The sequence below is a fragment of the Acidovorax sp. KPB24-03 genome, assembly GCF_057546605.1.
Genome location: NZ_BAAJYR010000078.1, coordinates 1 through 14,789, shown reverse-complemented (window position 1 = coordinate 14,789; position 14,789 = coordinate 1). Strand labels below are relative to the sequence as shown.

Sequence of the window (14,789 nt, the reverse complement as noted above, 5' to 3'; positions counted from 1 at the left end):
CCGACTGCATGAACACGATCGTCGGAAACTCCAACAGGTCGAGACCCGTCTTGACCAACTCCGGGTTCGTGATGAGCGCGTCGAGGCCGCGGTCCAACTGCTCGGCGATCCAGTCCTCGCGGCGGGAGGCATCCACGCTTGCGCGCAGCACCGCCACCTTGAAGCCTTCCTGCTCCAGCAGCACCTTCAGGCGCGACGTGGTGTCGCGCGTGCCGGTGTAGACCGAATAGACCAGCGTCTTACGACCCGCAGCCTTCTCCTGCTTGCAGATCTCGATCAGCTCACGTTCCTTGGGCATCACCTCCAGCTCATTGAACTGGGCCGGAACGAAGGCCAAGGTCTGGCGTGTGCGTGGGTGCACCACCGTCTCCGACCGGAAGCAGCAATCCGGCCAGGCCAGCAGCACGTTGAGGACCACGCCGAGCAGCGTCGTGTCGCGCTTGGCCAGCGCCTGTTTCAGCGCCGAGGTCAGACGAAACGATAGATCGCGATAGGCCGCGGCTTGCGCCGTGTCCATCGCCACCTCGCGGAACTCCTCGTCGTAGGACGCAGCACATTGCCGCCGATGTCCTTGAGCTTGAGAAATACCGTGAACGGCAGGACGCAACGTAGCACGCCCTTCGGGCCGAAGCCCGGCGCCTTGACCGTGCGCACCGATACCTTGGTGCCCTTGGCCGTCTTGTGCGCCGTGCCCGTGCTCTCGGAATAGATGTCCTTGAGAACCCCGTGATCGCGCATGAACGCCATCGCGGCCGAGGTCATGCTGCCGCTCTTGGTCGGGCGGTAGCCGTCTTCGATCATTCGCCCCGGCAGGGCTCGGAACAGCAGGTGGAACAGGTCGTCGCCGTAGCCGCCCATCAGCGTGCCGGTGAGCAGCAGCGTCTTGCGTGCCTTGGCTGCCAAAACCCCCATCGCTTGGCCCTGTGCAGAGCCGCCGTTCTTGTACTCGTGCGCCTCGTCGGCGATGAGTAAATCGAACGTGCCTTGCGGCAGATAGCGTTTGACGAATTCGGACGGCTGGTAGCCGCCCTCGCCGAAGCCGAACTCCATGTTCGCCATCGCCCGCTCCATGCGGTGCGCCTGACGATCCGAGAAGACCAGCTCGCCCTTGGCATCCATGAGGTTGATGAACTCGTGGATGTTGTCGCCCAGCATCGAGGCCAGGAAGCCGTCGCCGAACTTCTTCATCAGCTTCTGCGCGGTGACTTCCCCGATGGTCGGGATGCGCTGCAAGGCTTTGAAGACGGCCGTGGACTGGTCGCTGGCGGACAGGCTGCGCGGTCGCATCAGCGTCCACAGCGGTGCGGCGCAATGGCTGCACCGTCGGCGGTAGTCCTCAGCTTCGAGTTCGACCGGGTTGATCGGCTCGCCGTCGAGGTTGGTGATGACCTGGCCGCAATCCGGGCATGCGCCGACTTCGCCGTGCTTCGTGTGCCGCACGTTGAAGACGGGCTTCCAGTGGAAACCCATGCGCATGCGCACGCGCCCGAGCACGTAGAACTCCTGGCCGCGCACCGGCACGCCCAACTGCTCGCGCAGCTTGATGAGCTTGACCAGCGTGTCTGGGCCATTGAGTACCCAGACCTTGGCGCCGGCCACCGTCTCCTGGATTTCCCGGCGCCACTTGTAGACCAGGTGCGGGGGACTCAAGACGAGCGTGCGACGGTAGCCTTCGGTGTGCAGCACGGCCGCCGTGGCAATGCCAACGGTGGTCTTGCCGCAGCCCATCTCGCCATTGACGATCGCGGCGCGTTCGCCGCGGTCGGCCAGCAACTCGGTGACGGCATGCACCACCTCGGCTTGCGCGCCGAACAGCTTGCGCTTGAGACTGGCCAGCACGAGCTGGCGATGCGGCCGGGCCTGGCCAGTGTAGACGGGAGGGTTGGCGCGGTTGAGCGAGTCCAGCAGTTCGTCGCCGAATTCGGCAACGAAATCCTGAAGGCTCATCGCCAGGGGAGAAGCAGCCGCTTCGAGCAGGTCGCCCTGGACGGGCGTGCCATCGGCGGCGGGAACGACTTCGGTATCGAGGGACATGGTGATGCTCCAAATGAAATGGGGCATGCACCTCCCCTGCGGGGCGATGGCATGCCCCGTGGTGGGAAGAGAAGAACGGCGCGTGGCCGCGGTGGATGAAGATCAGTATTCGCTGGGCAGCAGCAGCGTGGTCACGCTGCGATCCCATTCGGTGATGATCCAGAGCTTCAGGTCAGGCGCGACCTGGTAGGACGAGAACAGCCGATCCTCGCCGGAGCGCAACGCGGCATCGTTCTGCCGCCGGTCGCTGTCGTCGAGATCGCCCCAATCGCCATTGAGATGGCGGCAGAGGTACGGGGTCGGGTTGAGCCGGCCCTGCCGGACCAGCGCGTCGATGCCGCAGGTCATGACCAAGTGCCCGGGAGCAAAGCGTGCTTGCGACGCCACGTTGAGAACTGCGAGTGCCATGGTGTTTCTCCTTCGGATGAAAGAGGGGCCACGACACCCGGCGGGGCGAGATGGCCCCGTTGGGTGGATGAGTGGTGGATGAAACGACGGCGAACCGTCAGGGAACAGCGATCAGCGGATGGTCAGCACCTCACCGCAGGTCGGCGAGCCCGGTGTCATGTCCCAAGCGCGGATGACCGGCACGAACTTGTCGGTCAGGATGCGCGTCTCGGCCACGGAACCGTCGTCGCGCTCGGTGTACTCCGTGTGCAAGGTCTTCTCCTTGTGGGTGTCGCCTTTGACGACGAGCACGCGGCCCGTCTTGGACTTCACCACGCCGGAGATCGCACCTGCGGCGAGTGCCAAGGCAAGATGCCAATGCGATAAACCTCGCGCCGGGGACCGCAGCGACTGCTGCGCGGCGCCCAGGTGCGTGTCTAGCGTCGGCCAGAGCCCTTGCAGTCGGCCGACTTCCTCGGCGAACTGCTCGGGCTCCATCGTCACGCGGTAGAAGTGCTCCGGCTCGGCCGTGGCAGGCACCGTGTAGGGCAGGAACGGCCATTCGACTGGCAGCTCTTCCGCTTCGGCGTCGCCAAGACCTATCTGCAGCAGCAGCGCGCGCGTGGCCTTGACAGAGTCCGATGCCTGGTCGCGCTGGCGAACCTTGCGACCGAAGATCACGACCTGCTTGAACTGCGTGTCCACCGCGCGGTAGATGCGCAACTCGGCGAAGTGCCGGGTCAGCCATCCGACCAGCTCGGCGTCGAGCACGTAGTGCGGGACGATGTAGATCAGCACGCCGCCGTACTGCAACAGCGGCAGCGCCTTCTGATAGAACAGCTTTTCCAGCCGAGCGCGGCCCTGGCCCTGGTAGCCGACGTTGCCGTTGGTGTCCTTGGACAGGTCGCCATACGGCGGGTTGAGCCACAGCAGGCCGAAGCTCTGCCGGCTGATCAGTGTGTCCATCAGGTCGCCGTGGATGCAGCGATCGACCAGTTGCCGGGCATGGCGTGCGCGCTCGGCCTCGTACTCGACGGCGAAGGCCTGGACCTGCTCGCGCCCGAGGGCGTGCGCGGCTTCAGCGATCGCCACGCCTTCGCCGGCGCAGGGATCGAGGATGCACAGCGGCCCGGCCGAGGCCTCGGCGGGCGCCAGTGCGGTGAGTGCTCTTTCGAGCGTGGGTTCATCCGTGGGGAAGTACCCGTTCTTGACGAAGTTGCGGGCGAGCCGCGGGAACATGAGGGCCATGGGAATCTCCTGGCATTGAAGATGAAGGGATGCGGACATGCGCGCCTGCATGTCCGGTGAAGGAACCTCAAGCCACCGCTTCGAGCGGTTGCGCCGAGGGGGTGCGGCTGGCGGGTGCGCCGCCGACGAGCGCGCCGCTGCGGATCAGGCCGCCCAGCACCTCGGTCAGCGTCGGCACGTCGATGGCGAGCCGATGGCCTTCCAGAGGCCCGAGGGCGAACGGCAGGCGCGTCAGCATCGACTTCGCCTGCAGCAGTTCCAGCACGCTGTCGCGCCAGGGATCGAGAAGCGGCAGCGGGCACGTGTCCCGCACCAGCGTCCATAGCCGGTCGAGCCGGTGCGTGGAATCGCGAGGCAGGAGCGCCAGTGCGCTGGCGTTGGCCTTGTCGGGTTTGACGCAGCGCCGATCGAACAGCCAGATGTTGGTCAGCGAGCCGAACAGCGTGCGCCGGTAGGCGCGTGCGCTGCGTTTCTCCAGGTTCTCGACGTTGCCGACGAAGACCGGGATGCTGGCGCCCTGCTCGGTGATGACGTGGAACTGATCCAGTCCCTGTTCGTCCCGGCCCAGGGTGAGGCGGGCCAGGAACTCCTGGACGGCGGTGTCGCGCGCCCAGAGGGAGATGAAGACCAGGTTGCCGTTCTCGTCACCGACGACGCCATCGGCCATCAGGTCGGGGCATTCGTCGATGCGATAGAGCGTCTTGGGGGAAGAAGGTGCAGGCATGGTGATGTCCTCGAAGTGAGCGGAGACAGCACCACCCGCGAGGGCAGTCACTGCCCCAGGGGGATGGAAGAAGACGCGGTGAGCGTCGTGGTGAAGAATCAGACCGTGCGTCGCAACGCACCGTAGCCTTGAAGGTCTGGACTACCTGGGCATGTTGTCGGCAACGCCGACGGACATGGGACATAGCCTGCGCCAAGGTGCGCCTACAGCGGGAGCGGAAAACCGATCCAGCGTCCAACCCTGTTTGCGCTGGCGCATCGCCCGCGGCCTGGAAGGACGGCCACAAAAGAAAACCGCCCCGGGAACACCGAGGCGGCAAAGATGACTGCTTGGCTCAGGGAGGAAAAGCCAGGGAGGTATGCAGTCGGACCGCAATTTTCGCGGCGGCAGCGAATTGCCGCATTAGGGTTACACCGAACCAAACTGAACGTGGTGCGCTGGCAGCACAGCGCCGCCAAAGAGAAAGCGGACCATGCCGCGAGGCACGATCCGCTTGTGGGTCAGGCTTTGAGCTGACGCAGGCCATCCGCGAGCAGCCAAAGCGCCCGGTTGAGCCGGACGTTCTGGTCGATGCCCTGAACGGGTCGCGTGCGCTGCTGGCACCCGTTGGTGGCACGGCCAGTCAGGCCGCCCTTGACCAGGTTCTCCTGAACCCGGTTGAAGACCGACCACAGATCGGCACGGTTGTCGTCGAAACGACGAGGCCGCAGGATCTGCGTCTCCGTGATGGGCAAGGCCTTGCCCGACTCGTCGTAGTTCAAGGTCAGCGCCGACCTGGCGAAGACTTCGGCCTCGCCGTCGTCGAGGGTGATGACGCGCATGGCGTCGCGCGAGTCCTGCACGCGCTCGAAGCCGTGCAGCACCTCGTAGGCGCCTTCGATCACGTGATCGGTGACGTTGCCCTTGTGGGGCACGCGCACGTCGGCGAAGGTGTCGCCGCACACCAGGCCGTTGTGGCAGACGAATCTGAACATGCCCGCGAGCATCTGGTAGCTGCTGGTGCCGTCGTGCGAGTTGAGCAGGATGATCTCGTTCGCCTCGGCGCCGTCGATCTGGCTGGCGTGGCGAAGGCGCAGCATGTGCTTGGTGTAGTCGCGGCGATCCTCGTGTCGCACGCGGGTCTGGCACACCATGAACGGCTGGAAACCTTCTCTGCGCAGTTCGGTCAGCACAGCCGCCGTGGGGATGTAACTGTACCGTTCGGAGCGGCTTTCGTGCGGAGTGTCCGCGAAGATGGATGGGGCCACGGTGCGAATCTGATCGTCCGACAACGGATGGTCGGCGCGCAGCACCGGGGAACGAGGGGCGAAGCGAGATGCAAGTTGCATGATGATCTCCTTGCGGAATGGAGCAATCGGCATCCAGCGGCCGAGGCCGGATGCGCGCGATTGCGTAGGACGAAGAAAAGCCCTGCTGAACAGGGCCTGATGAAAGGGATGAAGAAGTGCGCCGCGTGAAGGCCCGCCTATGGGTTCGGAACCGGCTCCCAGCCGCGGCTGTGCGGGTTGAAGCAAAGCGCTTCCTGGCCTTTGAGGATCGGCGTGAAGCCGTCGAGGAAGACGTGTCGCAGGTACAGCGCGCGGTAGGTCAGTGCCTGCCACGCCTGTTCTTCGCTCAGGCCGTTGGCGATGAAGTGCTCGCGCAGTTCGTCGTCGTCGGAAACCTCGTTGTTGGCCAACTGGTCTTCGACGAAGCGAAGCAGCTTGGGCGGCAAGGACGACAGGAGGGTATCCATGTGCGCCTCACTCGGTGGCTGCATCGCCGGCCGCTTTGCGCGTCGGCTGCTGGTGGAAGGCATGCACCCTTGCGCGCCAGGTGGCGCAGCGCTGCGGCGCCATGTCGAGATAGCGCAGCGGGCACGAGTAGTAGTACGGGTGCTCGGCCTCGACCAGGAACTTGTAGCCCCATTCGCGGCCCTCGCTTTCCAGCAGATGGCAGCCGATCAAGGTGGCCGACTCTCCGGGTGCGAGACCCAGGACACCGGCCTGCTTGGCGGTGACACGCACCACCGTCCACAGCACGTTTCCGACCAGCGTGTGATCGATGACCTCATTGCGCGACCGCTCGGTTTCCTCGGTTGCGGTCAGCTCGCGGATCAACTGATCGCGCGTCAATCGAACGAATGTCCAGCCCATGGAATGACTCCTGTGAGAAAGGGCCGGAGTCCTCCCGTCGGGGAAGGAACCCCGGCGGGTGGTGGAAAGCCGCAGGCATGCGGCGTGAAGTAGCGATGGGATCAGACCCTGGCGAGGTGCCAGTCCTGGGACAGCGGAGCGAACTCGTAGCCCAAGTCGCCGAGACGGTCACGCTGCTGACGCAGCACGCGCCGATCCACGGTGGCATCGAGCTTGACGACATCGCCCAGCGGCCAGATCGCGCCGAACAGGGTCGCGTCGCCGTCGTCGTCCGCATTGGCCGAAGCCTCGGCAGACGCAGCAGCCGGTTCGCTGCCGAACGGCGTGGTATCGACCAGCGGGTCGCGCGAACTGCGCGCCTTCTTCCGGCCGGCCGCCTTGGGGGCGGTCGTCGGCGTCGGCGTGGCGGCCTGCGCTTCCTCGTCGATCGGATCGACTTCCTGCGGACTCAGCCGGCGGGCGTCGTCACGGCTCAGGGCGTCGATGTTGGACAAGGTCATCCCGCCCAGGAGGGCGCGGATCTCGATGACCATGCGGCCGTTGGCGGTGTACGTGGACGGGCGAATCTCCGCGATGGCGAAATCGCCCTCGTACTTGCCTTCGGCGTACTGGTCGAGTTCGGCGTTCTTCACGACGAACTCGCCGATGGAGGTCGCAAGGCGCCCGACGTTGAAGTCGCCGTTGCGGCCGTGGATGGTCTTGATGGCCAATTGGCCGGGAATGGTGATCATGAAGAACTCCTGCGGACAAAGCTGCGATCACGCACACGGCCGTCATGGCGACGGTCGCATGCGCACGCGGGTGGGAAGAAGACAAGGCCCCGGAGGACGGGGCCTTGCGGATCAGAACGACTCGGCAACTTCCAATGCGGGCGCATCGGCAGTGGCTTCATCGACAGCTTCGGCGGCGGGCTCGGACGCAGCGGCTTGCGGCTCGGCGGACGTCGCGGGGACATCCGTGGCGCGCACGTCGCGTTCGTCGCGGTCGTCGGCGTCGGTCGGCCTGGGCTCGGCCTTGTAGACGAGCTTGCCGTCGACCTTGATCCAACTGACGAACAGCAGGCGGGCCTTGAGGCTCACCCCCTGCTCGCCGGCACGCTTGCCCTTGGAGTAGGTAAAGGTGTCGGTCCACAGGTCGCCCAGGCGGAAGCCGATCATCACCTTCTTCTCGGCATCGACCGCTTGGATGCAGCGGCGCACCAGGTGCTGCGCTTCGGAGCCCGAGACGCGCGTGTCGAAACGCACGTAGGCAACGTCATCGCTGGGGCCGTTGAGCGCCGCGATGTCGCAGGCCAGGAACGCATCGCCTTTCTTGGGCTTCACTTCGCGGATGCGATTGAGATACCCGAGGCCGGTGATGTGCAGGTCGAAGAAGGACTTTTCGGTGGGAGTGGTCATGGTGAATCTCCTGAGAACAAAGAAGCGGAGACACACCCGACCCAAGGCGGGGAAGGTGTGGAACCCCCGCGTGGGTTGAGGAACAGCTTGGGTGGCATCACCATCGGGAGAACCGATGGCCGTTCGCGCTGGGATGCCGGAGCGAACTGGTTGATCAACGCAGTCGGAACCGCGTCGCAGTCTTGAAGATCGAGACTGCCTGGGCATGCTGCTGACGGGTGTCAGCGGAACATGGCGGCAGAGTGGCGCCAAGTGCGTGCCTGCGCGAGCGGCAATCGGCACTGGCACTTGTCCGCATTGGCGGCCAGCGCCAGGTTTGCCCGCTATGGCGCCTCCCACAGCAACTTGGGCGCACGCAGCGCCTCGGGTGTGTCCTGCCGAGGACGGCGCGCACGGTTCCAGTTTCCACCGCCGCGCTGTCCGAGCAAACGTCAGCCGGCCGCCCGCAGGCTGGCGCCGCCCTCGGCCGGCAGCGTGTAAGTGATGAGGCGCGTATAGCCCAGCTGCAGGCCCCGTCCATAGAGGACGGGGCCGTGTCCAGCTCAGCACCGCCGGCGCCTATTCCCTCTCCGAGGGCACCCCCCGTGACCGGCTGGCCGACATCGACGCACTGCTGTTGACACCGCCGCCCAGTGCGAATGCCGAGCCCACCATCAGGCCATCAGGAAAAGTGGCCCGGTTACGCTTATCAAAAATCCGGGGAAACCTTCATGCAGCGCTTGACCATTTCCATCGATGACGATCTGGCCGCCGACTTCGAGGCGCTGATCGCCTCGCGCCGCTACGGCAACCGCTCCGAGGCCATCCGGGACCTGGTGCGCCGCGAACTGCGCCAGGAGCGCGTGGCCCTGCGGCCCGGTACCCCTTGCGTCGCCTCGCTGAGCTATCTCTACGACCACCACGACCGCACGACCACGCTGCGCCTGCTCGACCTGCAGCACAACCACCATGTGCTGACCCTGGCCTCCACACACGTGCACCTGGAACACGACCTGTGCCTGGAGACCCTCATCCTGCGAGGGCCCGCCGATGCGGTGAGCGACCTAGCCCATGCCATCCTCGCCGAGAAGGGCGTAAAGGACGGGCAGCTGCACCTGATGGCCTGAGGGCCTGCGCACGCGACTGACACCTTCGCCAGTTGCCATTACATACATGGCCCCCGGCACAGCGGGCCATCCAACTTCGATGACGACTCGCGATCGCGAGACGCGCAAAGCTGCGTTCTCGCTCAGCGAGCAGATACGTCAAGTGGCGTATGTATGAAGTTTTTAATATTCGTCATACTTCGCCAAAGTCGGGCTCCTTGGCTGCCTGACCCGAAACTTGAGACCGCCTTCTCAACAGTATGATTTCTGTTCCTCACCGTCCGTATGCGCCGCATCCTGCTCCGACTCCTGCTGCTGGCCGTGTTCTTCAACACGGCCATCGGCGTGCCGCTGCACGAAGCGGAACACTTGCGACAGGCCGCGCCAGCAATCTCACAGGGGTGGGGCTTGCTGGAGGCAGACGGGGACACGACCTCCTCCGAGCATGGCGAGGAAGTCCATGGGCTCTGTGCCTGGTGCCTGGCCCATGCGCAGCAAGCCACCGCACTGGCAAGCCCGTCGGCCCTCCACGCGACCGTGGTCGAACCGGCAACGCTCCCGGGGCCCGGGTTGGCTGTCGCGTTCGCTCCCAGCCCGGGCCGCTGGCCCTTCGCCTCGCGCGATCCTCCCCGCAAGCTGACCTGACACCCGCCGCCCAGGCAGGGTTGCTTTCCTCTCCTTCTTCCTGCCGCCCGATGCGCCCCAGGCGCCGGCGGCGTATCAGCTTCCGTGTCCTGCTGCGCCGATGCTTGCGCGGCAGGACCGTCTCGTCGAGTGCCATCCATGGTCGCCATCCCGCTCCGCACCTTCTTCGCAGGGAACCGCGTTCCCGAACTCCATCCTCTCCCGGCTGCCCTTGCCGCCGCGGCACTGTTCACCGGACCCGCCTTCGCCCAAACACCGGCTCCCGCTGAGGCCCACCTGCCCACTGTCGAGGTGGTGGGCCGCACGGAATCCGGCGCCTATCACGCTGACGAAGCCGCAGGCGCCAAGACCGACTTGCCGCTGCGCGAGCTGCCGCAGTCGGTGCGCATCGTCACGCGCCAGGCCATCGACGACCTGGGCGCCACCAAGCTGGACGACGTGCTCGACTACGTCGGCGGCGTCTCGCGGCAGAACAACTTCGGCGGCCTCTGGGACAACATCGCCATCCGCGGCCTGCCCGGCAACGAGAACACCGGCATGGCCACGCTGCTCAACGGCTTCTCGTCCAACCGCGGCTTCAACGCGCCGCGCGACCTCGCAGGCGTCGAGCGCATCGAGTTTCTCAAGGGCACGGCCGCGGCGCTGTACGGCAGCAGCGAGCCGGGCGGCACGCTCAACATCGTGTCCAAGCGGCCGCTGTGGAGAGCCGCACATTCGGTAGAGGGCTATGTCGGCAGCTACGGCCTCAAGCGCGGCGCCTTCGACAGCACGGGCCCGATCGGCGAGAACTTCGCCTACCGTCTGAACGTCGCGGTGGAGGACCGCGACAGCTTCCGCGACCATGTAGGTGCCAGCCGCCGGGAGCTCGCGCCGGCCTTCACCTGGAAACTGGGTCGCGACACGTTGCTGGAGTACGCGGGCGAATACCTTCGCCAAAGGACTCCACTGGACCGCGGCGTGGTGGCCGTCAACAACCAGCTGGGCGCCATCCCGCGCAGCCGCTTCCTCGGTGAGCCGGCCGACGGTGACGTGACCGTCGAGAACCAGACCCACCAGTTCATCCTGTCGCACGAGTGGAATCCCGCTTGGCGCAGCCGGATCGGGCTGTCCTACCGCGAAACCTCGGTCAACGGTTTCTCCACCGAGCCCACGGCGCTCCAGGCCAACGGGAATCTCACCCGCCAGAGGCGCTTGCGGGACTACGACTCCGACGACGTCGCGCTGCAGGCCGAACTGCAGGGCAACGTCAAGACCGGCGCCATCGAGCACGAACTGCTGTTCGGCGTGGAGAGCTTCCGCTTCGAGATGGATTCGCTGATGCTGCGGGTCAATCCCACCACAGCCAACCCCTACGCGATCAACATCTACAACCCGGTCTACGGCCAACCCCAGCCCACGCCGGTGGCCAACACCGACACACTGGAGCACCAGCGCAACACCGCCTTCTATGTCCAGGACGCGATCAAGCTCGCGCCCGAATGGCGCCTGGTCGCCGGCCTGCGCGTGGACAACTACCGCCAGTCGTTGCTGAACCGCCGGACCGGCGTCACGGACCGGCAGGACCCGTCCTCCACCTCGCCACGCATCGGGCTGAGCTGGCTACCCACGTCGCAGTGGACCGTCTACGCGAGCGTCGGCCGCTCCTTCCGACCGAACGTCGGCACTGACGTCACATCCACTGGCTTCGAGCCAGAGACCGGCCGAGCGCTCGAACTCGGTACCAAGTGGGAGAGCGCGGACAAGCGCATGGGCGCAACCGCCGCCTTGTTCGACATCCGCAAGCGCAACGTGCTGACCTCGGACCCAGTGAACACCGGCTATTCGGTCGCCGCCGGCGAGATCCGTAGCCGTGGCCTGGAGTTCGACTTCGCGGGCCAGCTCACGAGGAACTGGCGGATCAACGCCAGCCTGGTGCTCAACGACGTGGAAATCACCAAGGACAACACCCTCGAAGTCGGCGGCCGACTGCTCAACGTGCCCAAGGTCAACGGCAGCGTGCTGGCGGTCTACGAAGACGCGTTTGCCAACGGCCAGCGCTACGGCGTCGGCGGCGGTGTCACGCACGTGGGCAAGCGCCTGGGCCAGGCGCGCACCCAGGCCGAGGCCAACGCGGGCACGCCCGCCTTCGAGCTGCCGAGCTACACCACGGCCAAGCTGGTGGCCTACTGGCGCCTGAACCCCACGCTGCGCCTGACCCTGGACGTCGACAACCTGTTCGACCGCACCTACTACACCAGCTCCTACAGCCGAGTCTGGGTCACCCCAGGCACGGCGCGCACCGTCACTGTCGGCCTGCAGGCCAAGTTCTGAAGATGACATTGCCTTCCCGATTCACCCGCCGGCAAGCGCTTCATCTCTGCGCTGCTGGCGCGACCGTGGCCGCATCGCCGGGCTTGCTGGCCCAGCCGGCACCTTCGCCGCCGCGTACACCGCTGCAGATCGTCGGCCCCTGGGAGATTGGCGGACTCGCCCCTGCCAACAGCGGCTACGTGTTCACCCGCATGCAGATCGCCGAGACGCTGATGGACGCGCGCGACGACGGCACGCCATTGCCGGCATTGGCCGAGCGCTGGAACGTGTCCGGCGACGGCCTGACCTGGCGTTTCATTCTGCGGCCGACGGCGCGCTTCCACGACGGCAGCGCGGTCACGGCCGCAGCGGCCGTGCGCTGCCTGCAGGCTACGCGCGTCGCGCCCGCGCTGCTGAGCGTGGCGCCGATCCAGGCCATCGAGGCCGAGGGGGCGACCACCGTGCGCATCCGCCTGTCCGCGCCCTACGGCGGCCTGCCCGCGCTGCTGGCCCACAGCAGCACGTTGATCCTTGCGCCGGCCAGCTATGGCCCGGATGGCGGCGTGCGCGCCATCGTCGGCAGCGGACCCTACCGCGTGGTGTCGCTGACACCGCCCCAGCAACTGGAGGCGGCGGTGTTCGACGGCTACGACGGCCCCAAACCCGCCATCGAGCGCGTGCGCTACCTCGCGGCCGGCCGGGCCGAGACGCGCGCGCTGATGGCCGAGGGAGGCCAGGCAGACCTGGCCTACGGACTCGATCCAGCCAGCCTCGCGCGCCTGCGCACCCGGCGCCAGGTGCGCATCGAGAGGGTGACGCTGCCGCGCACCGTGATCCTCAAGGTCAATGCCGGCCTGCCGGCTCTGAAAGACCTGCGCGTGAGGCAGGCGCTGAGCCTGGCCATCGACCGCGCGGGCATCGCCAAGGCTCTGCTGCGCGATCCGGAGCTGGCAGCGACGCAACTGTTCCCGCCGACACTCCAGGGCTGGCATGACCCGGCGCTGTCGCCCTTGACCCACGACCTGGCCGCTGCCGAGAAGCTGCTGGCCCAGGCCGGCTGGCAACGCACGGCCGATGGGTTGCGCGATGCCCAGGGCCAGCCGCTGCGTCTGGCGCTGCGCACCTTCCCCGACCGGCCCGAGTTGCCCATCATCGCCTCGGCGCTGCAGGAACAGTGGCGACAGGCCGGCATCGCGGTGCAGGTGAGCGTCGGCAATTCGGGGGACATCCCCCTGGGCCACCGCGACGGCAGCCTGCAACTGGGCCTGGCCGCGCGCAACTACGCCACCGTGCCCGACCCCACCGGCACGCTGATCCAGGACTTCGGTGCGGCCGGCGGCGACTGGGGCGCTATGGGCTGGACGAATGAAACGCTCGTGAAAGCGCTGGCCGAACTCTCGCGCGGCACGCCGCTGCCCAAGCGCGCGGCCGCTTTGCGCGCCGAGGTCACGCGGGTGCTGCAGGCCGAGCTGCCCATCATCCCCATCACCTGGTACCGCCAGCAGGTGGCGGCCAGCCAGCGCATCACCGGCGTGAACCTCGACCCACTGGAGCGGTCCTATCGGCTGACACGGATGGGGTGGCGCCCATGACGACGAACACCAACAAAGGCCTCTCGCCTTGGACCGGCGTCCTGCTGCGCCGCGCCATCCAGGTCGTCGCGCTGGCGCTGCTGGTCGGCACCGTGTGCTTCTTCATGGCGCGCCTGCTGCCGGGCGACATGGCCACGCGCATTGCGGCGGGCCGCTACGGCTACGACCTGGTCAACAACGCTGCCGCCGATGCCGTGCGCATCGAGCTGGGCCTGGACCGGCCCGCCTGGCTGGCGCTGCTGCAATGGTGGGGCGAGATCGCGCGGTTGGACTTGGGCATCTCGCTGGTCACCGGCAACCCCGTGTGGCACGAGGTCGCGCACCAGTTGGGCGCCACCATCGACCTGGCCGTTACCGCCGTTCTGATCGCGGCCGCCCTCGGCCTGCCGCTGGGCATCTGGTCCGGCCTGCACGCTGGCGGCTGGGTCGACCGGTTCACGCTGGCCATGGCCGTGGTGCTGCGCGCCACGCCGGCCTTCCTGCTGGCGGTGCTGCTCATGCTGGTCGTGGCCGTGCGGATGGGCGTGCTGCCGGTGGCGGGCGACGAACATGCCAGCAGCCTGCTGCTGCCCGCGCTGACGCTCGGCCTGGGCCTCGCGGCAGGCCTGGCGCGGGTATCGCGCAGCGCGATGCAGGAGGCCGCGGCTTCGCCGTCCTACGAGTTCGCGCGCACCAAGGGCCTGTCGGACCGGCAGGCCCTGGTGCGCCACGGCCTGCGCCAGGCGGCGGTGCCGGTGGTGGCCTACCTGGGCGTGCATGCCGTGTTCCTGGTCGAGGGCGCGGTGGTGGTCGAGACGCTGTTCGCCTGGCCCGGCATCGGCCATGCGCTGGTGCACGCGGTGTTCGGGCGCGACGTGCCAATGATCCAGGGCACGGCCCTGTGCATGGGCTTCCTGTTCGTGGTGTTCAACCTGCTGGTGGACGCCGCCTGCCTTGCGCTTGACCCGCGTCGGCGCATGGGAGCCACCACATGAGCGCGGCAACCCTCGGGATCCCGGCGCTCGCCGCACGCCAGACCCGGCGTGCGGCATGGCGCCAACGCGCAGGCATCATCATCCTGGCGCTGGTCGCGCTTTTCGCGCTGCTGGGGCCGGTGCTGATCGGTATCGACCCTGCCCGCCAGGTGCTGGCCGACAGCCTGCAGCCACCCGGTGCCACGCACTGGCTGGGCACCGACGTGCTGGGCCGCAGCGTGCTGGCGCGCCTCGCGCATGCGGCGCAGCTCTCGCTCGGGCTGGCGCTGCTGGCCATCA

The 14,789-nt window shown here is 67.0% G+C and carries 13 protein-coding genes and 2 pseudogenes; 6 read left to right on the top strand and 9 right to left on the bottom strand.

What is annotated here, in order from left to right; genetic code table 11:
• From AC27KI_RS11265 to AC27KI_RS11225, 9 genes and pseudogenes are all read right to left on the bottom strand, one after another.
• Positions 1-2,034 (bottom strand): annotated as a pseudogene (locus AC27KI_RS11265) (DEAD/DEAH box helicase); the annotation flags it as partial.
• A gap of 102 nt (positions 2,035-2,136) precedes the next feature.
• The gene (locus AC27KI_RS11260; RefSeq protein ID WP_013721982.1) at positions 2,137-2,442 is read right to left on the bottom strand and encodes a hypothetical protein; all 306 of its coding nucleotides are present in this window, start codon (positions 2,440-2,442) and stop codon (positions 2,137-2,139) included.
• A gap of 111 nt (positions 2,443-2,553) precedes the next feature.
• Positions 2,554-3,669, bottom strand: coding sequence for a DUF6094 domain-containing protein (locus AC27KI_RS11255; protein WP_487089547.1), 1,116 nt, complete (start codon positions 3,667-3,669; stop codon positions 2,554-2,556).
• A gap of 67 nt (positions 3,670-3,736) precedes the next feature.
• Positions 3,737-4,393: a hypothetical protein gene (locus AC27KI_RS11250; protein WP_004265557.1), complete on the bottom strand. Its 657-nt coding sequence runs from the start codon at positions 4,391-4,393 to the stop codon at positions 3,737-3,739.
• A 500-nt stretch (positions 4,394-4,893) separates the two neighbouring features.
• A complete protein-coding gene (locus AC27KI_RS11245; RefSeq protein WP_487089546.1) occupies positions 4,894-5,721 on the bottom strand; it encodes a DUF932 domain-containing protein in 828 nt (275 codons plus the stop codon).
• 137 nt (positions 5,722-5,858) lie between these two features.
• On the bottom strand, positions 5,859-6,128 hold the full coding sequence (locus AC27KI_RS11240; RefSeq protein ID WP_013721980.1) for a hypothetical protein: 270 nt from the start codon (positions 6,126-6,128) through the stop codon (positions 5,859-5,861).
• Between the two features lie 7 nt (positions 6,129-6,135).
• Positions 6,136-6,528 carry a hypothetical protein gene (locus tag AC27KI_RS11235; protein ID WP_487089545.1) on the bottom strand — a complete coding sequence of 131 codons (393 nt, stop codon included), beginning with the start codon at positions 6,526-6,528 and terminating at the stop codon, positions 6,136-6,138.
• 101 nt (positions 6,529-6,629) lie between these two features.
• A complete protein-coding gene (locus tag AC27KI_RS11230; RefSeq protein WP_487089544.1) occupies positions 6,630-7,259 on the bottom strand; it encodes a DUF3275 family protein in 630 nt (209 codons plus the stop codon).
• 111 nt (positions 7,260-7,370) lie between these two features.
• Entirely contained in the window at positions 7,371-7,925 is a 555-nt protein-coding gene (locus tag AC27KI_RS11225) for an STY4534 family ICE replication protein (RefSeq protein ID WP_487089543.1), read from the bottom strand.
• A gap of 710 nt (positions 7,926-8,635) precedes the next feature.
• Between AC27KI_RS11225 and nikR the strand changes: the two genes are divergently transcribed.
• The 6 genes and pseudogenes from nikR to AC27KI_RS11195 all read left to right on the top strand — a co-directional run.
• A complete protein-coding gene (nikR, locus tag AC27KI_RS11220; protein WP_487089542.1) occupies positions 8,636-9,031 on the top strand; it encodes a nickel-responsive transcriptional regulator NikR in 396 nt (131 codons plus the stop codon).
• A 264-nt stretch (positions 9,032-9,295) separates the two neighbouring features.
• Positions 9,296-9,655: a DUF2946 family protein gene (locus AC27KI_RS11215; protein WP_487089541.1), complete on the top strand. Its 360-nt coding sequence runs from the start codon at positions 9,296-9,298 to the stop codon at positions 9,653-9,655.
• 138 nt (positions 9,656-9,793) lie between these two features.
• Positions 9,794-11,965 (top strand): TonB-dependent siderophore receptor, encoded by a 2,172-nt coding sequence (locus tag AC27KI_RS11210; RefSeq protein ID WP_487113839.1) that lies wholly within the window; start codon positions 9,794-9,796, stop codon positions 11,963-11,965.
• A 2-nt stretch (positions 11,966-11,967) separates the two neighbouring features.
• On the top strand, positions 11,968-13,536 hold the full coding sequence (locus AC27KI_RS11205; protein WP_487089539.1) for an ABC transporter substrate-binding protein: 1,569 nt from the start codon (positions 11,968-11,970) through the stop codon (positions 13,534-13,536).
• The gene (locus tag AC27KI_RS11200) at positions 13,533-14,510 is read left to right on the top strand and encodes an ABC transporter permease (RefSeq protein ID WP_487113837.1); all 978 of its coding nucleotides are present in this window, start codon (positions 13,533-13,535) and stop codon (positions 14,508-14,510) included. The genes AC27KI_RS11205 and AC27KI_RS11200 overlap by 4 nt, the downstream gene beginning before the upstream one ends.
• Positions 14,507-14,789: pseudogene (locus AC27KI_RS11195) on the top strand (ABC transporter permease); the annotation flags it as partial. The gene AC27KI_RS11200 and the pseudogene AC27KI_RS11195, both read left to right, overlap by 4 nt.